Genomic DNA, 20,607 nt, shown 5'->3' with positions numbered 1-20,607 from the left:
TATTTCAAAAAATCTTCTGCAGTTGCTTAAAACTTGCCGGATCCAGCTTCCGAATGCTGGCCACTTCCAGTCTGCGGTCTCCGGTATCCACCAGGAGAAGACGATCCTCTCCTTGCCTGAACACGTGCTCATGCAGGTTGGGAAGCTGCAGCCGCTCCGGGCCGAACTGGGTAACGATGTCCCACTGCCATCCGGACGTCTTCTGCCTGATGCTGCGGATAGCTTCGACGCGGGGAAGCAGGTATCTCAAATGCAGCTCCTTCTCCAGCTCCTGGCGGGAGGCATCGTCCAGCTGCCGCAAATCGGCGATGATACCGATCTCCTCTCCCTCTTTGGTGCGGATAGAGATGTACCGGTCCGGCTCGGAAAAGGGAAACGTCCGGAATACCAGAATTTCCTCATGATCCCTTCCATCGCAGGACAATAAAAGCAGGCCGCCTTCCGTGCGTTGAAACCGGCATTTATCCGCTTCAAGCAGTAAGATATCGAAGGGGTCCCCGCCTTCGGGGAAACCGCCGGATTCATACGGGTTCGGCACTGGTATCACGCTCCCTGATCAACGCTGTTTCGGTTTGGGCCTTCACGAGCTTCCAATAGATGCCTTCCTGTTCCATCAGCTGCTCGTGAGTACCGGTTTCGGCTATGCGTCCTTTGTCGATCACCGCGAGACGGTCCGCGCTGCGCAGAGTCGACAGGCGATGGGCGATCGCGAAGGTCGTCCGTCCCCGGACAAGCCGGGAAATGGCTTCCTGGATAAGACGCTCCGTCTCCGTGTCCACGGAAGCGGTCGCCTCGTCCAGGATAAGAATACGGGGATCGTGCAGGATGGCGCGCGCAATGGCAATGCGCTGTTTCTCCCCGCCGGACAGGCGGTGACCGCGTTCGCCTACCCGCGTATCATAGCCGTCGCTCATCGCGACGATAAAATCGTGGGCGTTGGCGATCTTTGCGGCCCGCATAATTTCCAGAGGCGACGCTTCCGGCTTCGCGTAAGCGATGTTTTCGGCAATCGTCCCGTCGAAAAGGAACGTTTCCTGAAGCACAACCCCAATCTGGGCCCGCAGGCTTTCCTGGCTCAGCTTCTTCAGCGGAATCCCGTCTATTAAGATCCGCCCCCGGTCCGGATCGTAAAACCGGCAGATCAGATGAATCAGCGTAGATTTACCCGCTCCCGAATGTCCGACAAATCCGATCATTTCACCGGGCTTCACTTCCAGAGAGATGTCTTTCAGGACAGGTTTATGCTTCTCATAACCGTATGTAACCCGGTCCAGCGAAACGGAGCCTTCCAGCCGGCCGGGAGTTACCGCATCTGCCGTATCGGCAACTTCGCGTGGCGTATCCATAATTTCAAAAACGCGCTCGGCGGCCGACACAGCCCGGTTCGTCCAGCTGATCGCCTGCGTAAACCACTGCAAAGGACCGAAAAACATCGTAAGGTAAACCGTAAAGGCCATCAGAGTGCCCAAGGTCAAACCGCCGTCCAGCACCTGCAGGCCACCGTAATACCACACGATGATCCCGCCTGCGCCCGTAACGAGCATAAACAGCGGAGTTGCAGCCTGCCACAGCCCTTCCATCCGCACGGTTTGCGTCATCATTTCCCGGTTGGCTTCCCCGTACCGGGCCTGCTCGCTTTTTTCCCGGCCGAATGCCTTAACGACACGGATGCCCTGAAGGGAGTCGCCTACCAGCGTCTGAAGCGCGTTTAGCGCTCTCCACTGCTTGTACCAAAGCTGGCGGACCCTCGGCCACAAAATCCAGACTCCCGCAAGCAGCAGCGGAGTCGGCAGAAGCACAACCAAGGTGAGCTTCCAACTGAGGGCGAGCATCATCGACAAAATAGCCACGACCGTGAGTACCTGGCTCGCTACCCAGATCACGCCTTCCGTGAGAAACTGTCTCATGGAATCCGTGTCCTGATTGAGCCGGCCGATAAACTGTGACGTCTGGCGGCGGTCGTAGAAGCTGAGAGACTGCTCGGTCAGCGCCTCGAACGTTTCACGGCGGATATCGTTCATCATGGCCGCTCCGACCTTGACCCCGATAAACCCCCGGGCGATCTGCAGCGCGGACAGCACCAATCGGGCGCCCAGCAGAGCCGCCACCCAAATCAGCAGCGTCTCGGCCATCCCTCCCGGATGCAGCACATCATCGACGATAATCTTGGTCACAAGCGGCGGCACCAGCTCCAGCAAAACCGCGATGATCAAAAACAGCGCAGCCAGGAACATCCGGCCGCGGTACGGGCGCGTATACGCAAGCAGCCGGGTCAGCACGCGCCGGCGTCCGGGACTGCTCCGCTCCGTCTTATCTCCGGCCGTGCAGTCATGGTCCTGCCCGGGTGTCTCCTCTCCGCACAGCGCGCATAGGCCGGCACTGTCTCCGCCTGGTCCGCCAGTGGAGTCAAAGCCGCCGGTTTCCAGCAGCAGATTGGCCGTATGAACCGTCGCTTCGAGCCCTTTGGCGCAGGCGCCCGTGTAGCGGACGAGCACGACCGGGCCCGCATCCGTATCCGCGATGAGGCATCCTCCGCCCTGCGGAGCATCCTGGGTCCGCAGGCTCCGGACCGCTTCCGGCGCGAATCTGCGCAGGCAAGCGCCGCCGGAAGCGTAGACGCCGATTTGTCCGGCGCCTGCAACCAGCCAGCGGTCATCCGGCCGGCCGCTCTCGTCCATGTCCGCCCGGGCGGATGCCACAGGCTTTGCCCCCAGGCTGCGGAGAAGTTCGGGCGGCAGTTCTTCCGCTGTCGCGGGCGGCTCCTTGAGTGCCATGGGCAACCTCCTTTTGCCGCTCTTCAATGGCGGCACAATCGTTAGTCTGATCGTAACGCACGCCTCTTGCAAGCGCAAGAGAACGGCCCAGATCCGATTGGCGACTCTGCCCGGACGCGCCTTCATTTAGCAGATTTCGGGCTCCTTTCTCAGTACGGCATCTCTCTCCGCCCTCTATCCGAATCTACACCGTACGCCGGTGGATGTAATAAAGAAACAGGTGCTGGAGCACCACCTTAAGCACGGCAAAAAAGGGAACGGCCAAAATCAGGCCCGGTATCCCCGCCACTTCTCCGCCGACAAGCAGCGCAAAAATAATGAGCAGCGGATGCATATGCAGGGTCCGTCCCACAACCTGAGGGGATATTACGTTTCCCTCCAAAATTTGCACAATCGTATTGACTACGATAACAAGCAGGAGCATTTTTACCGAAACCGTCGCCGCCATAATAACAGCCGGAGCCGCCCCGAAGAACGGTCCCAGATAAGGAATGATGTTAAAAACCGCAACGAGCCCTGCCAGCAGCAGCGCATACGGCATCCCGATGGCCCAGTAACCGATATAAGCCAGCACCCCGACGATAACGCAAACGAGGAACTGCCCCCGGATATAGTTGCCAAGCGCCGTGTCGATATCGACCAGCACCTTGACCACCTGCCTGCGCCGCGATTTCGGAACAATCGCCAGCACGGTTTTCTCGATCAATTGAAAATCCTTAAGCATATAAAAAGCGAGAAAAGGAACGATGAAAGCGGTCAGAAGCATATTGATGGTGCCTCCGATGCCATGAATCGTGTCCGAAATTTTGAGAGACAGATTTTTTTGGAGTTTAAAAATCGCATCGTGGATGCCCGACCGGACCGTATCCGGAAGGAGCTGGCTGTTTTTCATGCCGTCCACAAGCGACTGGGCCCTGATCGTCATTTCAGGCATATGCTCGTTCAGTTCCCCAAGCTGCTTGACGAACATCGGAGTCACATTCATAAAAATGACCGTAAGCGAGGTCAGAAACACGGCATAAATGAGCAGAACGGCAAACGTCCGGGGAACTTTGCGCGTACTCAGCAGATTGACGACAGGGTTGAGCACATAGGAAATAATCATCGCAATCAGAAAAGGGGTCAGCACCGCTTTCAAGAAATGGAAGACAATCCCCAGAATCGGTCTTATCTGCAGCAGGAAGAACAGGACCAGTAGTCCGAGAAGCGTATAAATCAGGCCGGCAAACCAGCCGTTTTTAAAAATCGAATTCATGGCGTTCCCTCCTGTTGACGCTGACAGACTTCGGCGAATGAATGTCCCTCTCCATTGCTTCAGTATATGTACTACCTTGGCAATTAATCCAAGCTCCTTCGGCACCGGCAGGTTCTCTTCTATCGGCCCAAACCAAAAAGCACCGCTCCTGCCGGGCCGAAGCGGTTAAGCTTGTCCCTGCAGAGGCAGTGCCTTTTATTTATTTCTTATTTCGGCTAATCAAGTTGTAAACCCTTATTGGGCATGAATTTGCGGCATTTCTTCTTCAAAAAACAGATCGTCGAGCGAACTCAGCGTACCGTCTTCCTCCACTTGATAAACGGACATTTTCTCCCCGTTCACAGCGAGTTCAATGAAGCAGCCCCAGCAATAGAATTGATGGGATCCGATTTTACCGATATCCTTGGAACTGCAATTTGGACAGCGCATCATGTGCAATTTTCACCCTATTCTTCTTTAGATACGAAGATTTCCTCCGCCTCAAGCCGGGAGTTAAGCGGAACAATCACCGCATCCTCACCAATGGTTAGCGATACCGGCATTGGGAGCCACTTGCGACCTTCCATTAAATCGGATACGAAACCTTCGGACAGTTCAAAACCTATTATCTTTGTACCCAATTGTTCAAGCAAATAAACGTCCTCGATCGTTCCCAATTGCTGACCGTTTGCCGTAATAACGGGGAGTTCTTTGAGCTTGTGCTTGCCGTCGTTCAGCGGGATCAGCCCCAGGCTCTCCGCTTCCGCATAACTTCGTACGGATTTCATGTCGGCAATCGTGACTGCATCTTGTCCGCAGGCCGTAATTTCACCGGCAGGAATGTAACGGCAAGAAGAATACCAATGCTGCGCGTCCAGCAAAACGCCGAGAATCGTCCATTCATTGTCGAATAGAACGTCTCTCACCGTTCCTGCACGTTTGCCTGTGGACAAGCAGAATACAGGCAATCCGATAATGTCGCGGGCTTTACGCAAGGGGAATATTAAACCTCCTCGTGACAGCTTGCCGCCGCCAAAGGGCGCGCCCTTCTCTTATCTACGAATCCGCTTCACGATGGTTGCGGTTTTACGGGCCGCCGTCTCAATTTGGTCTATAGAATTCCCAAAACCGAAGCTAAAACGGACAGCCGACTTGCATACAGATTCTGGAAGGTCCATGGCCCGCAGGACATGAGAAAGTTCAAGAGAGCCCGACGAGCAGGCGGACCCGCTGGCAGCCGCGATACCTTCCAGATCGAGATTCATGAGCAGGGTTTCCGTATGGCTCCCCGGAAAGCTCACGTTAAAAATATGGGGAGCGGACACATCAGGATTGCCGTTGACCACAAAACCGTCAGGCCCTAGTTCCTCCAGGAAAATCCGCTCCATATGTTGGCGGTACTCGGAAGTTTTAATATTGTATTCTTTGCAATTATTGTTATATATTTCCAGTGCTTTTGTAAAACCGACTACTCCGGCCACATTTTCTGTGCCGGCTCTTTTTTTACGTTCCTGCGAGCCTCCCAATACTTGCGGAGCCAATTGAAGCTTACGGGAAGCAAAGAGAGCGCCGATGCCTTTGGGCCCGTTGATTTTATGAGCGGAGAAGCTCATGAGGTCTACGGGAAGCACGGACAGGTCGATCGGAAGCTTCCCCAGCGCCTGAACCGCATCCACATGAAAAGCGATGCCGCGGCTTCTGGCCAACCGTCCGATCTCTTCGATCGGCTGGATGGTGCCGACCTCGTTGTTCACGTACATTACGCTGATCAGAACGGTCTCGGGCCGGATGGCTTCCTCCAGGTCTTCTATTCGGATAAGACCGGTCATATCTACTGGCAGAAATGTAACGTCGCAGCCCATTCGCGCCAGACGTTCTGCCGGATGCAGCACCGCGTGGTGCTCGATCTGGGTTGTAATCACGTGAGCGCGTCTGCCCCCGAAGGTTTCGACGACCCCGTACAAAGCTGTATTGTTGCTCTCGGTTCCCCCGCTCGTAAACAGCAGATCGGCCGGTGAACAGCCGATTGCCGCCGAGAAAGCGCTCCTCGAACGGTCGAGCGCCGTCTTGGCGGCCCGACCGTAGCTGTGGATGCTTGAAGGGTTGCCGAAATAGTCCGTATAGTAAGGCATCATGGCTTCCAGCGCCTCCGGATGGAGAGGAGTTGTAGCGGCATGATCAAGATATATTCCCATAGTGGTCACCCTGCAATCAAATATAGAACATATAGCTGTCGCGTTTGCCTTCTTCTTGATAAGAAATCAAAGAAGCCAGAGTTGTGGAATCCAGAACCTCCGCAATGCTGTCCCGGATACGAATCCACAAATCCCGCTTGGCCGGATCGTCTTCTTCCGTAAAATCGACCGGTGAAATCGGCCCTTCCAGGACTCGGATCACTTCACCCGCAGTAATTTCTTCCGCGTTTTTCGAAAGGATATATCCGCCGTAGGCGCCGCGGATACTTTTAACAAGACCTGCGTTTCTCAGAGGAGCTACGAGCTGCTCCAGGTAATGTTCGGATAGCTGATGTTTCTCTGCGATACTTTTCAGCGAGGTCGGCCCTTCCCCGAATCTTGAGGCCAGTTCCATCATTATAGTGAGACCGTAACGGCCTTTTGTTGAAATTTTCAAATTAACACCTCTTCTACCCCTGCTTATGTGTAAGATTACTAGCTCTAGGGTAACCTATTTCTCTATGATTCATTCCAATTAGGCATGTTCTTTACTATGTTATCACAATTCCGATTAATTTGGTTACAAAACCATGACATCTTGATGAAATATTTTCACTTTGCGAAAAGCGCGTTATAATGGGTAGAACCCTGAGGTTCATACAGGTGTCACCAGCCATTTTTGGCAAGAAAGGATTAGAACCGGCCATGAGCAAACAGAGAGTCATTCTCGGTATGTCGGGCGGGGTGGACTCTTCCGTAGCGGCTCTGCAGTTGAAAGAGCAGGGCTATGACGTCATCGGCGTCTTTATGAAAAACTGGGACGATACCGACGAGTTCGGCCATTGTACCGCCGAGGAAGACGCGGAAGACGTACGGAGAGTCTGCGACCAGATCGACATCCCGTTTTATACGGTTAATTTTGAAAAAGAGTACTCCGAGAAGGTGTTCCAATACTTCCTGGATGAATACAAAAGCGGGCGCACCCCGAATCCGGACGTTATGTGCAACCGGGAAATCAAGTTCGGCGAGTTTCTGCAGAAAGGTCTTGATCTGGGCGCCGATTTTATCGCGACCGGCCACTATGCCCGCCTGGAGGAACGCGACGGGGAATTCGTTCTGCTTCGCGGAAACGATTCGAACAAGGACCAGACCTACTTCCTGCACGCGCTGAACCAGTACCAGCTTTCGAAAGCCATGTTCCCTATCGGGCACATGCCGAAGCCTCAGGTCCGCGAAATCGCGGCGGCTGCAGGCCTTGCGACCGCCAAGAAGAAGGACAGCACCGGCGTCTGCTTTATCGGGGAACGGAACTTCAAAGAATTCCTGAGCCAATACCTGCCCGCCCAGCCGGGAGACATCCAGACGCTGGACGGTGAAGTGAAGGGCCGCCACGACGGCTTGATGTACTACACGCTCGGTCAGCGTCAAGGACTCGGAATCGGCGGATCGGGTACCGGCGAGCCTTGGTTCGTTGCGGACAAAGACCTTGAACGCAACATTTTGTACGTCGTTCAGGGGGACAAGCACCCGCGCCTTTACAGCAAAGGCCTGTCCGCCACGGACGTGAACTGGATCAGCACGCGGAGACCTCAGGGTGAGTTCACCTGTACGGCTAAATTCCGTTACCGTCAGCCTGATCAGGGCGTTACGGTAACACTGGGCGAGGACGGAGCGGCCGAAGTGGTATTCCACGAACCGCAGAAAGCGATCACGCCCGGCCAGTCCGTCGTTTTCTACGACGGCGAAATTTGCCTGGGCGGCGGAATCATCGATAAGGTGCACCGCTAAGATGAACCATCCCGAGCCGCCGGGCTCATAAAAGCGGCCGCATGGCCGTGTACCCTGACGGAAGCATTCGCCCGGAGAGCAGCGGCGGCTCACGGAATGCAGACAGAACATGCCCTCCGGAATGTTGCCAAGGGACGGCCACTCTGCTGCACCGCGGCCGTCCCTGGCTTCAATCGGGCCCGGTTGTCTGCTTGCGCGGCAGCTACAGTCTAAGCAGGCTGCCTACTCGGCATCGGCAGCTACAGTCTAATCAGGCTGCCTGCTGCGCATCGGCAGCAAAAAGAACGCGAATCCCTCCAAAAGGGATTCGCGTTCTTTTTGTAAGTACATGTATAGACCAAGCATACTTACAATAGGTGCAGCATTGATTACCTGGGAAATAATTTACCCCGTTAGCTGTTCCGGCTCCAAAGCTGTGTTCACAGCCCTTTCTTGGACGTAAGATCGGCAGGTTTGATGGCGGGAGATTCCTCATAAAAGATTTTCTTGACCTTCTCCCTCATCGGCTTCGAAACGAGCGTATACAGAAGGTCCCCTTCGATAAGCTCCGTATTCCCGTGAGGCGTTATAATTTTTCCTTTTCGGACGATGGCCGTAATGAGAACTTCTTCCGGAAGATCCAAGTCACTGATTAGCCTGTTGTTGACCGGACCGTTTTCCGTTACTTTAATTTCGATAATTTCCGCATTCGCTTTCCCGAGTGCCAGAAGCTCAAGGGTGTGGGCATCGTTCTTGGCCGAACCTTCGGTAAGACCGAGTTTTTTGGACAGGACGGAAATGGTGGAACCCTGAATCAGCGTCGATAAAAGCACGATGAAGAAAACGATGTTAAAAAACATGCGCCCGTGCTCCAGTCCCGCAAGCAGCGGATAGGTGGCGAGTACGATCGGAACGGCCCCTCTGAGACCGGCCCACGAGATCAGCAGCTTTTCCCTGTATTGAAATCCCGTGCCGAGCATGCTTCCGAATACCCCCACAGGTCTCGCAACGAACATCAGAATAAGGGCAAGAGCTACTCCCTGCCAGGCAATACTGATAAGATCGTCCGGGAACGCCAGCAGTCCGAGCAGCATAAACATCAGGATCTGCATCATCCAGGCAAACCCTTCATGAAACCTCGTGATCGAGAACCGGTAGGCAAAATCCGCGTTGCCAAGCCGCAGGGCCATCACATAGACGGCCAGCAGTCCGCTCCCGTGAAGCAGCGCCGTAGACCCGTATGTAAAGATGGCAAAGGCAAGCGCCAGAACGGGATACAGCCCGGAAGAATCCAAATCGATTTTGTTGAGGCTCCAGACGGCCAGACGGCCGATGACCAGTCCCAGCACAAGCCCCAAACCCATCTCCCATAAAAAACTGCCGATCAGAAGAAGGATGCTCGTGTCCGGCATTTGAATAAGCTCGATGAGGGAAACCGTCAGAAATACCGCCATCGGGTCGTTCGTGCCGGATTCCGCCTCCAGCGTCGAGGTCAGCCTTCTCTTTACGTTCTGATTGCCGAGAACGGCAAATACCGCCGCGGCGTCCGTAGATCCGACAATGGCACCGAGAAGCAGCCCTTCCTTAAGCGTCACCTGCAAAATCCAGTAGGCGCTCAGCCCTACGATAACCGTAGTCAGCAGTACGCCTACGGTAGCGAGCATCAGGGAAGGCCGGATCACTTCCTTCACATGCGTCCACTTCGTGTGCATGCCTCCGTCGAACAGAATAACGATAAGCGCCATCAAACCGAACCACTGCGTCAGCTCGGCATTGTCGAAATAAATAAAACGATTGAGCCCCATGCCCACCAGCATAAAAAAGACGAGAGCCGGAAGTCCGAAACGGGACGAAAATTTGGACATAAGCACGCCGGCGAACAGCAGGACGGCAATGAGAAAAATATATTTCTCCGTCATAATCGGTCTCCTTCAGCTACCTGCAGTTCCTGCCGGAAGCCGCAGGCTCTTCTAGAAGGGTCATCGGTTCCGGCGCTGCTGATTTATTTTCATCTTCTCTTCCATACCCTGTTCCGTGGCATTAAAAAACACCTCGCCCTCCAATTGTTCCGGCAAATACGCTTGTTTCACGTAATGACCCGGATAATTGTGGGGATACATATAGCCTTTATGCCCTAATTGTTCCGCTCCCTTGTAGTGGGTATCCCTGAGATGCAGCGGAACCTCCGCCTTTCCGATACTGTCCATGGCGGACATCGCACGTCCGATGGCAAGCGGGATGGAGTTGGATTTCGGACTCTCCACAGCGAACAGAATCGCCTGACAGACGATATATTTCGCCTCCGGCCAGCCGATTTTGTGATAGGCCTCCATCGCCGAAACCGCCTGAACCATAGCCTGCGGATTCGCCAGGCCGATGTCTTCGCTGCAGGCGACGGTCAGACGCCGGATAAACGTCATCGGGTCCATGCCGAGCTTCTCCACGGCGTACAGGAACCAGAAGAGAGCGGCGTCGGACGATCCCCGCACGCTCTTATGGAACGCGGAGAGGACGTCATACTGCGTCGACTCGTCCGCTTTGACGGTCGGCCGGCGGATGGACTCCTCCGCGATGTCCAGCGTGATGCGGACGACGCCGTCCGCATCCGCCGAGGTCGTCAGCGCGGCGATTTCCAGCGCATTGAGCGCACGGCGGATATCTCCGCCCGCCATGAACGCGATATGCGCAAGCGCCTCTTCTTCGGCTTCGATGCTCAGAAAGCCGAGTCCGCGCTCTTCATCGGAGAGGGCGCGCTCCATCGCGATGCGGGCATGCTTCTCGGTCAAGCCGTGAAGCTGAAACAGCGTGGAGCGGGAGAGCAGAGCCCCGTTCACGTAGTGGAACGGGTTCTCAGTCGTCGCTCCGATGAACACGATCGTGCCCTGCTCCACGGCGGGCAGCAGGGCGTCCTGACGGGCCGAGTTGAAACGGTGGACCTCGTCGAGGAACAGGATCGTCCGCCGGCCGTACAACGCCTTGGCCGACTTGGCCTGCTCGATCACCTCGCGGACATCCTTGACCGAAGCGTCCACGGCGTTCAATCTTACGAAATCGCCGGACGTCTTCTCCGATATAATGTGCGCGAGCGTGGTTTTCCCGCAGCCGGGAGGCCCGTACAGCACGATCGACGTGATCTGGTCGGCCTCGATCGCCCGGCGCAGCAGCTTGCCGGGACCCACGATATGTTCCTGGCCGATATATTCATCAAGAGTGCGGGGCCGCATCCGGTCCGCGAGAAGCTTTCCGCGGGAATCGTTCTCGGCAGCGGCACTGAATAAGTCCATTTCCATCTGCAATTCCGCCTTTCAACAGCATGTAGAGTATCTACCTATTATACTGTTGACGCCTCTTATTTGTCGAAGTACCCGGCCTAATGCGCCGTTCCCGCGGAGTGGATACGGACATGAGTGTCCACTTTGAATGTCAGCTTAGGGTATATTTTTTGCCAGTCCTCCCATTCCGATGCGTTATCCCAACGGCGGGACATATAATGCAGACCGAAGCCGATCGGGTCCGTCTCATGTTTTTGGAGCCTTTTCAGGAATCGTTCCACCTGTCCGTTTATTTCCTTTTCCGTTGCGTCTTCGATAGTATCCAGAACAGACCGGGTCATGTTCTCATGGCTCTCGTTTTCTTCCAAAGTCGCTTTGATGTGAATTTCGTACGCGAGTACCGGCTCTTCTCCCGGCCGTGCGTTTATTTTATAAGAAGCCCGCGAGCTTTCCAGATTCAGTTCGTACAAGCTTCCTTCCATTTTACCGCTCAGGTTCGTTTTTAAGTTTTTGGTCGTCAGCAGGTTATACAATTTCGTTTCATTGGGACTCAGCTCAATTCCGATCCGGTGTTTTTTCATGAGCGCCAGCTGATCGATTCTAAAATGATCTCCTTCGGCTTTGACGATCGGAAGAATGGGATCCATTCCTCTTTCCTCGAGCCGCCGCTGGTAATCGAATAAATACTCCGTTACGATGTAGGGCGATTCCGTTCCGCTTTTGGAAAGGCCGAGTATAAGGGCGTTGGAGGGAATACGCTCGGACTGGGGCTTGATTTTCTGGACGTCTAAGGCTGTTGGCTTGGCAATGGCCAGCAGCGTAACGAGCTGAATATCCCTGCGCCGCACCCCCCAGTTGATAATCTGATAAATATCATCGTAAGCCATATTTTCCCCGATCAAAAACACCTTCATATGACCGAAATCCAGCTCTTTATCCACCTTGGACTTGGCTTTCCTTACCGCGTCCGCAACCGTCTTGCTCTCCTCGACTATAATGTCGAATTGCTCGGTCCCTTCTTTGGGATTTCCTTGGGGAATGGCCAGTTTCAGGCTGACCCGAAGGTTGTTTTTCTGATCATCCAACTTGTCTATCCCCATCGAGATCACAAAAATGCGTTTGTCGATGTCTTTGAAGTTGCAGCCGCCGAGGAGCAGCGGGAACAGCAGAGCCGGAATAAACAGCAGCAGCTTGTACCTCACTTCTTTTTCTCCTTCCGATACATATAGAAAATCAGCAGCACGAAACTAAATTCAGCTACGAGCCTGATTTCAAGAAAGATCTCTCCGGATCTGATCAGCCCTTCCTGATTGAATTTGAGCATCCACATACAGGCTGAAGCGAAAACGACAACAATTCCTAATGGAAGATACTTAGCCCCGCTTCCAGCGGCGGGAAACCGGATCAACCCCCGTGCCAGACTCTGTGCCACATGCCAATGTACGATCGTGCTGATCAGAAAAAGGGAAATGTAAACCAGGTAAAAAACGAAAACGAGCCGTTCGACGAGAAACATATCGATCCGGATGGAATCCGCCAGCGAAAACCAGGGATACACGTACGTGGATACGCCCATAGAGCCGTGCATGCCGATCGGAACGATCATCGTAAGCAGCAGAAGCAGCAGACCCGACAGCGAAATAAGCAGATAGCCTCTCATATGAAACTTTTCGAATACCCGGTTAAATACAACCAGATTGATATAACCGGTAAAAAGAAAAGTCGCCGCAGCCACCGCCTGAAACGAGGGCCACTGCAGACTGAATGTGAAGGTTTGCAGCACCGCGTCCCAGTCGAACAGGGGTGACGTTACGGCCCGGATGATGAAGAACGCGACAATCGGACAATTCAGCACGAGCAAAATCTCGAGCCCGAACAAAATGGAAGCGGGATTGAGCGTACAGGCCCAGCACACCACAACCAAATAGCCGAGCATAACCATAAAGGCGGGAACGTCCGGACTTATGTAACGGAGGGTGATATCCACAAAAGACAAAAGCGTAATGGCCCCGGCAAAAAACCAGAGCCCGATCATAAGCAGCTGGACGAACACATTCAGCCATTTCGGCAGATACTGCTTCATCATTTCCGGAAACCCCTGCCGGGTGAAAGGAACCAGCATGGTCGTGAACCATCGGATCAGCAGATAACTGATAACGACCGAGAGGAGAATCGAGGTCCACGCGCCGTCGAACCGGTGCTGCAGCAAAATTCTCGGCACATAAATGATAATGCTGATTAAAGCGTTGATGGCGATCAAGTAGTACACATATCTATTGGTGACCATCCGTACCTCCGCTGCGCTGCTCGCGTATATGAAACAGCCGCATATAAGGGCGCCCGAAGCTGCGAAGATTGCATAAGTATAAAATAGTGCCGATGACTCCGACGACTACGCCGAGCAGTCCGAAAATAGCGGCCAGTAAGACGAACCAGTACTTCGCGAAACGGACCGAAAAGCTCATCATGTTGATCGGAATAACAAAGTTGGAGATGGCAACCGCCGCCACGAGAATAATCATGATGCTTCCGACCAGTCCCGCTTCCGTGGAAGCCGTTCCCAGAATCAGACCGCCAACCGTCGTCGCCGTAGGTCCGATGGCTTTCGGCAGCCGCAAACTCGCTTCGATCAGAAATTCCATCATAACGAGCATAATCAGAACCTCGACAAAAGAGGGGTACGGCACGCTCGCCCGGCTCCCTGCGATAAGCAGCGTCAAGTTCATTTTCAAAATTTCGGGATTATAGGAAGTGAATGCCACGTAAAGCGCAGGCAGGGTCAAGGTCATAAACAGGCCGACATAACGGAGAATGAGCAGAAAATAACCGACGAACGGGAGCTGCACTTTATCGTCCATAGCCGTAAAAAAGTCAAAAAAGGTGGACGGCAGAATAAGCGCAAAGGGACTCGTATCGATCAGAATGATAATCTTGCCCTCGCTCAAGTTATCAATGGCCCGGTCGGGCCGTTCCGTCGTCATCATCGTAGGCACCAGCCGGAAGCCTTGCGGACTCAGCGCTTTCTCCAGCTCGCCGGAAGATTGAATCTTGTCTACCTTCAGCTGCGAAAATTTATCTTTAACGTCTGCAAGGATACCCTTGTCGACTTTTCGGTCGTCGTAAACGAGCGAGATTGCGGTTTGGGACAAATAGCCGACCGTTGAATTTTCGATTTTCAGATTGGAAGATTTATAACGACGGCGGACCAAGTTCAGGTTCGTAAAAATGGATTCCGTAAAAGCGTCCTGAGGACCTTGCACGATCGCTTCCACCGTGGCGGCCCCCACACTGCTCTTTATGTCCTGCAAGGCTTCCAGCAGGTATATTTTACCGTCGACGAACAGAGCCACTGATCCCGATAGAATCAAATCGAGCGCTCTGACCACATTCGTAAACTCCATGCCGCTGGGCAGGGACGAAATGTACTGCACATAGAGGTCCATCGAACGGATTTCAAAAAACGGGGCGATAAAAAATCTCCGTATCATTTTCGAATCGCACAAGCTTTTCATGTAAATCAGCCGCATCGTCCTGCCATCCGAAGTAAGCTCGAAATTTTCCAGATCGGCGGAAAGCGCCAGCTTCTCAGCCAGCCATTGTTCGATCTGCTCCGTCGTCGCATTCGTGTCGGTCATCCGTTATTCCCCTCCCTTCCTCTCTTATCCGTAACGGTTCTTTGGTTTACGTTGCCCAGCTTGCTTCCATGTCATTCCAAGGCTTCGTATTGCAACCTGCCGAACAAGCATAACCGAACACTCCGGGCAGACCGTATTTCCGGCCGTTTGTCTTTTTACGCGCAAAAAAACCGAGTGTTCCCCCTGCGTCCACCTTGCGGCGGAACGCAAAAAAAGCCCTCATCCCGCCGGGAAAGCGGAATGAAGGCTAATCGCTTCAAAACATCGAACGTGTTTAACAGGTTTATTTAGGAGAAGAGAGGCTGACGGAGAATCCTTCAGTCTTCTTCCAGCGCCAGAATTCCCTTGGCCTTGCTGACGGATAACCGCAGCTTCTCCCCTTTGTCCGTCACGGTAAACAGGTAGCGGTCGCGCTCCTCCCGCTCGAATAGACCGGAGCCCGCTTTGTAATACCGGGCCACAATTCCCTCCGCCTCTTCGCGGGTGAACGGCTCCGTAAGCTTCTCTTCCTCGCGGCCGCCGATGACCCAGTTCCCGTTTCGTTTGAGCAGCGTATACGTCAGAAAGGCCGAATCCGTGTAGGCCCCTTCCGGCCTCTTGCCCCGGACTTTGACCCTGTCGTCCGTCGCGCTGACGATTTTAAACGAAGGCACGGGCATCGATACAGCCGGAAAAATGGCCACGGCTTCGTAGATCCCGCCCAGATTACGCTCATAGAAAGTTCTCCAGCTTCCCGGGTCCGCATAATAACGGCTCAGGGCGGGCTGGATCGCTTCAAATGGCGGCTTCGTACGGGAAGCCAGTTCATGGTCGAAGAGGCTCAGAAACAGCTCCGCCGTCTTCTGCTCGCTAAACCTGATCAGGCTTGCCGCCTTGTCCGCCGTCAGGGGCTGCGCCGCTTTAGCCGCGCGCTCCCCGGCCGTCGCCTCCAGGAGTGCCAGCGCCCGCGAAACAAGCGCAGCCGCATCGCCGCGGGTCATGACGCGCTTCGGTTCGTAGCTCGCGCCCGAATCGCTGCGCAGCCCCAGCGCCATGATGTTGTGCACGGACGCCTGTGCCCAAGCATCGGCATCGCCCGCGCTCGGGCCGGGTGCAGCCGCCGGGGCTTCGACGCCTCGGGCCTCCAGCCAGCGCCATACCATCGCGGCGGCGGCCTGGCGGGTTACCGGCTGCGCGGGCATGAACTTGACGGCCGTTACGCCGTCAACGAGGCCTGCCGCATAGGCAGCCGAAATATACGGCGTCGACCACGCGGACACGAGGTCGACGAAGGGGGTCGGCCCTTCGGACGTTCCGAGTCCGAAGGCGGATGCGAGCAGCTTGGCAAACTGCTCGCGGGTCAGCGCTCCGTCCGGATCGAACCGTCCGGATGCCGTTCCTTCGATGAGGCCCCGCGCAGCCAGATCCGCAATCGCGTCCGCGTTACGGTTATCCGGGGCCACATCGGCGAAGAGGCGGCCTGCGGCCGGGCCGGCTTCCGCCCCCGCTGCCTGTCCCTCCTGCGGCGCTTCAGCCCGGCTCCCGCCGGTCCGTTCCGCCTCCCGGTGCTCCGCCGCGAAGGCCAGTCCGGCTACCGAAGTTAGCACGGCAGCCGCGGATAAAGTGAGGAGAACCTTTTTCCAAGCCATACCTTTCCTGCCTCTCTAGGTGCTATTGTGACTTCGCAAGGGTAGTTAAACGTCAATACCGGCGTTGTGCAGCAAATCTTTGACGCATACGCTGACCATGATCAGACCCGCGACCGGCGGCACAAAAGCGTTGCTCGCCGGAGGCTGCTGCGCTTTGCGGATTTCGGGCGCGTTCTCCGGAACGATGCGCTGAGTGACATCTTCGCGCGGTTTCTTCGGCTCTTCCGTCGAGAAAACCACCTTCACGCCTTTTTTGATGCCCTCCTTGCGGAGCTTCGTCCGGACGACCCGGGCAATGGGGTCCATCGTCGTTTTGGAAATGTCCGCGACCTGGAACTTGGTCGGGTCCATTTTATTCGCCGCGCCCATGCTGGAGATCATCGGGATTTTACGATCCAGGCACTGCTTGATGAGATGAATCTTATAGGAGATGGTATCCGAAGCGTCCAGAACATAGTCCGGCTTGTAGTCAAACAGCTGCTCGTACGTTTCCTCCGTGTAGAACATCCGCAGCGCGATGGCGTCGCATTCGGGATTGATGAGCTTGATCCGCTCCTGCATAAGCTCGGCTTTAGGTTGTCCTACCGTCGTCGTAAGGGCATGAATCTGACGGTTCACATTCGTAATATCCACCACATCTTTATCGATCAGTATAATTCGTCCGACTCCGGTCCGGGCCAGGGCTTCGGCCGCTATGGAACCGACTCCGCCGATACCGAGAACGGCTACTGTGCTGCCTTTCATAACCTCAAGGCCTTCGGGTCCAATGGCAAGTTCCGTCCGGGAGAATTGATGAAGCATTCGGAATTTCCTCCTCTGTGAGCTAACAATATGATAGGTTTACGCTAAGTTTGACCTGATTCGGTGACTAATGTCAAGTCGTGCGCTTGGTTTTATCTCTGCGACTCGAAAAAAAGGGACCCGAAGGTCCCTCCCTGTTTCGTCTATTTTACCCTGCGGCCTGTAAAATTTACACGGCCGGGGAGCGTGCAGGCTGCCGAACTTAAGCTTTGGCTGCCGGTTGTTTCAACGCGATGCGGATGGAAAGCTGTTCAAGCTGCTTCTCGTCGACTTCGCTCGGCGCATCGGTAAGCGGATCGGACGCGCTTGCCGTTTTCGGGAAGGCGATCGTTTCACGCAGGTTCGTGCGTCCCGCAAGCAGCATCACCAGACGGTCGAAGCCGTATGCCATTCCGCCGTGCGGAGGCGTGCCGTATTCGAAAGCTTCGAGCAGGAAGCCGAATTTTTCTTTGGCTTTTTCAGGCGTGAATCCGAGCGCTGCGAACATTTTTTCCTGCACCTCGCGCTGGTAAATCCGCATGGAACCGCCGCCTACTTCGTAGCCGTTGAGCACGATATCGTAGGCCTGGGCGCGCATTTGGCCCGGGTCCGTTTCGAAGAGATGCAGATCTTCGTCCTTCGGACGGGTGAACGGGTGATGCATGGCGACATAACGTTTCTCTTCTTCGTCGTACTCGAACATCGGGAAGTCGACGACCCACAGGAATTTGTAGGTTTTGTCGTCGATCAGACCCAGATCACGGCCGACTTTCAGACGAAGGTTGCCCAATACGTCGTATACGACTTTCGGTTTGTCGGCGGAGAAGACGAGCAGGTCGCCCTCTTCCACGTTCAGACGCTCGGTCAGCGCAGCGATCTCTTCTTCCTTGAAGAATTTGACGATCGGCCCTTTCCACTCGCCTTCCTTCACGGTGATCCAGGCGAGACCCTTGCCGCCGTAGCGGGATGCAAACGGCTGGAGATCGTCAAGTTCTTTGCGGCTCCAAGTCGCGCCGCAGCCCTTGGCGTTCAAGGCTTTGACGATGCCGCCGTTTTTGGCGACCATGTTAAACACTTTTACGTCGCTGTCCGCCACGATATCGGTCACCGTGGACAGCTCCAGACCGAAGCGAAGGTCCGGCTTGTCGGAGCCGTATTTGTCCATCGCTTCCGCGTAAGTCAAACGTTGGAACGGTGTCGGAATCTCGGCTCCGACCGTTTCGCGGAACAGACGCACGATCAGCTGCTCCATCATGTCCAGAAGCTGATCCTGGGACAGGAAGGACGTCTCGATGTCCACCTGCGTGAACTCCGGCTGACGGTCGGCCCGCAGATCCTCGTCGCGGAAACAGCGCGCGATCTGGTAGTACCGCTCCAGTCCGCTCACCATGAGCAGCTGCTTGTACAACTGCGGAGACTGCGGCAGCGCGAAGAACTCGCCCGGGTGCACACGGCTCGGCACGAGATAGTCGCGCGCGCCTTCCGGTGTGCTGCCCGTAAGAATCGGCGTCTCGATATCGAGGAACCCGTTCTCGTCGAGGAAGTTGCGGAAAATCCGGGCCGCTTTGGCACGCAGCATCAGAGTCTGCTGCATTTCCGGACGGCGAAGATCCAGGTAGCGATGCTTCAGGCGCAGCGTCTCGTCGATTTCGATGCCGTCTTCGATGAAGAACGGGGGATTTTTAGCGGCGTTCATAATTTCGATTTCCGTGATCCGGACTTCGATTTCACCGGTCTGCAGGTTGGTGTTTACCGTTTCGGCGTCGCGTTCGACGACGGTCCCTTTTACGGCCAGTACGTATTCGTTACGGGCGCGGTCGCCGATTGCCAGCGCTTCTCCCGAGAAGTCCGGGTTGAAGACGATCTGCACAAGACCGCTGCGGTCGCGCAGGTCGATGAACAAGACGCCTCCCAGGTCGCGACGGCGCTGTACCCAACCGTTCAGAATAACCGTTTCTCCGATGTTCGCTTTCGTTAATTGCCCGCAATGATGTGTTTTGAGCATCATAATGACTGAACCCCTCCATTTTCGTTTCCGGATCTTGTCCGTTTCAAAATCGCTTCCGCAAAATCCTCCAGCTTGATCGTTTCCTGCTCGCCGGTGGCCATCGTTTTGACCGTAATTTCACCGCGTTCCAGCTCGTCGTCCCCCAGAATGGCGACAAAACGCGCCGCAGAGCGGTCAGCCGATTTCATCTGCGTTTTCATTTTGCGGCCCTGGTAATCCTTCTCCGCCAGAATGCCGTGCGCACGCAGCTCATAGAGCCGCTTCACGATCTCGTCCTCGGCCGCCTGACCGAGTCCGATCAGGTACACGTCCAGCCCGGGAGGCTGAGGAAGCTGCACGCCCTGGGATTCCAGGACGAGCAGAACGCGCTCGAGGCCGAGTCCGAAGCCGACGCCGGGCTGATCTTGACCGCCGATCTCGGAGACGAGGCCGTTATACCGGCCCCCGCCGCCGATCGTATCGATGGAGCCGATGCCCGCCGCTTTATATTCGAAAGCGGTGTGCGTGTAATAATCGAGCCCGCGCACGAGGCGGGGATTGATCGTAAACGGAATCTCCATCGCGGTCAGATGGCGTTTCACCGCTTCGAAGTGCGTCCGGCACGCTTCGTCCAGATCGTCCAGCAGTTCGGGTGCCCCGTCGAAATACTTCTGGTCGACTTTGCAGTCCAGAATCCGCATCGGGTTACGGTCGAACCGCGACTGGCAGTCCTTGCAGAGCTTATCCTTGAAAGGCTCCAGGAACGCCTGCAGTCTCTGTTTGTAATTCCCCCGGATCTCGGGTGTTCCGACCGAGTTAATCTCGACGGACACGCCCGTCATCCCCAGTTCGCGGTAAAACGTGTAACCGAACGCGATGACTTCGGCATCCAGCGAAGGATCCTCCGAGCCGAACGCTTCGATCCCGAACTGGTGAAACTGCCGGTAGCGTCCGGCCTGAGGCTGCTCATACCGGAACATGGGTCCGATATAAAACAGCTTGCTGATATCCGGCTCGCCGTACAGTTTGTTTTCCACATATGCGCGTACGACGCCGGCCGTTCCTTCCGGACGGAGCGAAATGCTGCGGTTTCCTTTGTCCTGGAACGTGTACATTTCTTTCTCTACGATATCCGTCGTCTCCCCGACACCTCTGGAGAACAGTTCGGTATGTTCGAAAATCGGCGTACGGATTTCCCGGTAACGGAACCGGCTGCACAGGTCGCGGGCTTTGCTTTCCAGCGCCTGCCACTTTTCTACGGAACCCGGCATAATGTCCTGGGTGCCCTTCGGCTTTTGCATGCTCATGCGAGCTTCCTCCTTGCTTCTCTTGTCGACTTCCCCGTCGTCTTGACGT

17 protein-coding genes are annotated in these 20,607 nt (G+C 55.2%); 1 reads left to right on the top strand and 16 read right to left on the bottom strand.

The window, feature by feature from the left end; genetic code table 11:
- Positions 1–4: 4 nt before the first annotated feature.
- The 7 genes from AC2TF6_RS07715 to cymR all read right to left on the bottom strand — a co-directional run bounded on the left by AC2TF6_RS07715 (position 5) and on the right by cymR (position 6,639).
- Positions 5–538: a DUF1854 domain-containing protein gene (locus tag AC2TF6_RS07715; protein WP_491310555.1), complete on the bottom strand. Its 534-nt coding sequence runs from the start codon at positions 536–538 to the stop codon at positions 5–7.
- Positions 522–2,774 carry an ABC transporter ATP-binding protein gene (locus AC2TF6_RS07710; RefSeq protein ID WP_491310554.1) on the bottom strand — a complete coding sequence of 751 codons (2,253 nt, stop codon included), beginning with the start codon at positions 2,772–2,774 and terminating at the stop codon, positions 522–524. Before AC2TF6_RS07710 ends, AC2TF6_RS07715 begins: the two co-directional genes overlap by 17 nt.
- 184 nt (positions 2,775–2,958) lie before the next feature.
- Complete coding sequence (locus tag AC2TF6_RS07705; protein WP_491310553.1) at positions 2,959–4,029, bottom strand: AI-2E family transporter; 1,071 nt, start codon at positions 4,027–4,029, stop codon at positions 2,959–2,961.
- 234 nt (positions 4,030–4,263) lie between these two features.
- On the bottom strand, positions 4,264–4,461 hold the full coding sequence (locus AC2TF6_RS07700; RefSeq protein WP_009676575.1) for a YrzR-like zinc ribbon domain: 198 nt from the start codon (positions 4,459–4,461) through the stop codon (positions 4,264–4,266).
- A gap of 14 nt (positions 4,462–4,475) precedes the next feature.
- Complete coding sequence (locus AC2TF6_RS07695) at positions 4,476–5,003, bottom strand: PRC-barrel domain-containing protein (protein WP_491310552.1); 528 nt, start codon at positions 5,001–5,003, stop codon at positions 4,476–4,478.
- 57 nt (positions 5,004–5,060) lie between these two features.
- Complete coding sequence (locus AC2TF6_RS07690) at positions 5,061–6,203, bottom strand: cysteine desulfurase family protein (RefSeq protein ID WP_491310551.1); 1,143 nt, start codon at positions 6,201–6,203, stop codon at positions 5,061–5,063.
- A 16-nt stretch (positions 6,204–6,219) separates the two neighbouring features.
- A complete protein-coding gene (gene cymR / locus AC2TF6_RS07685) occupies positions 6,220–6,639 on the bottom strand; it encodes a cysteine metabolism transcriptional regulator CymR (RefSeq protein WP_491310550.1) in 420 nt (139 codons plus the stop codon).
- Positions 6,640–6,887: 248 nt separating this feature from the next.
- Between cymR and mnmA the strand changes: the two genes are divergently transcribed.
- Positions 6,888–7,970, top strand: a complete 1,083-nt coding sequence (mnmA, locus tag AC2TF6_RS07680) for a tRNA 2-thiouridine(34) synthase MnmA (protein ID WP_387540598.1) — start codon at positions 6,888–6,890, stop codon at positions 7,968–7,970.
- Positions 7,971–8,389: 419 nt separating this feature from the next.
- On the opposite strand, the gene AC2TF6_RS07675 is transcribed toward mnmA, so the two are convergent.
- The 9 genes from AC2TF6_RS07675 to hisS all read right to left on the bottom strand — a co-directional run bounded on the left by AC2TF6_RS07675 (position 8,390) and on the right by hisS (position 20,558).
- Positions 8,390–9,868 (bottom strand): potassium/proton antiporter, encoded by a 1,479-nt coding sequence (locus tag AC2TF6_RS07675; protein ID WP_491310549.1) that lies wholly within the window; start codon positions 9,866–9,868, stop codon positions 8,390–8,392.
- Between the two features lie 60 nt (positions 9,869–9,928).
- Positions 9,929–11,233: a replication-associated recombination protein A gene (locus AC2TF6_RS07670; protein ID WP_491311608.1), complete on the bottom strand. Its 1,305-nt coding sequence runs from the start codon at positions 11,231–11,233 to the stop codon at positions 9,929–9,931.
- 86 nt (positions 11,234–11,319) lie between these two features.
- The gene (locus AC2TF6_RS07665; protein WP_491310548.1) at positions 11,320–12,423 is read right to left on the bottom strand and encodes a Ger(x)C family spore germination protein; all 1,104 of its coding nucleotides are present in this window, start codon (positions 12,421–12,423) and stop codon (positions 11,320–11,322) included.
- Positions 12,420–13,508, bottom strand: coding sequence for a GerAB/ArcD/ProY family transporter (locus tag AC2TF6_RS07660; RefSeq protein ID WP_491310547.1), 1,089 nt, complete (start codon positions 13,506–13,508; stop codon positions 12,420–12,422). The genes AC2TF6_RS07665 and AC2TF6_RS07660 overlap by 4 nt, the downstream gene beginning before the upstream one ends.
- Positions 13,495–14,856 carry a spore germination protein gene (locus tag AC2TF6_RS07655; RefSeq protein WP_491310546.1) on the bottom strand — a complete coding sequence of 454 codons (1,362 nt, stop codon included), beginning with the start codon at positions 14,854–14,856 and terminating at the stop codon, positions 13,495–13,497. The genes AC2TF6_RS07660 and AC2TF6_RS07655 overlap by 14 nt, the downstream gene beginning before the upstream one ends.
- A 317-nt stretch (positions 14,857–15,173) precedes the next feature.
- Positions 15,174–16,484 (bottom strand): S-layer homology domain-containing protein, encoded by a 1,311-nt coding sequence (locus AC2TF6_RS07650; RefSeq protein WP_491310545.1) that lies wholly within the window; start codon positions 16,482–16,484, stop codon positions 15,174–15,176.
- A gap of 45 nt (positions 16,485–16,529) precedes the next feature.
- Positions 16,530–17,285 carry a tRNA threonylcarbamoyladenosine dehydratase gene (locus AC2TF6_RS07645; RefSeq protein WP_009674276.1) on the bottom strand — a complete coding sequence of 252 codons (756 nt, stop codon included), beginning with the start codon at positions 17,283–17,285 and terminating at the stop codon, positions 16,530–16,532.
- Positions 17,286–17,487: 202 nt separating this feature from the next.
- Positions 17,488–19,272, bottom strand: coding sequence for an aspartate--tRNA ligase (aspS, locus tag AC2TF6_RS07640; protein ID WP_491310544.1), 1,785 nt, complete (start codon positions 19,270–19,272; stop codon positions 17,488–17,490).
- Positions 19,269–20,558, bottom strand: coding sequence for a histidine--tRNA ligase (hisS, locus tag AC2TF6_RS07635; protein ID WP_405082240.1), 1,290 nt, complete (start codon positions 20,556–20,558; stop codon positions 19,269–19,271). The genes aspS and hisS overlap by 4 nt, the downstream gene beginning before the upstream one ends.
- Positions 20,559–20,607: the final 49 nt, after the last annotated feature.

This window comes from Paenibacillus sp. JNUCC 35, from assembly GCF_058269095.1.
The sequence above is the reverse complement of the archived record's forward strand: the minus strand, read 5'-3'. Positions and strand labels throughout refer to the sequence as shown.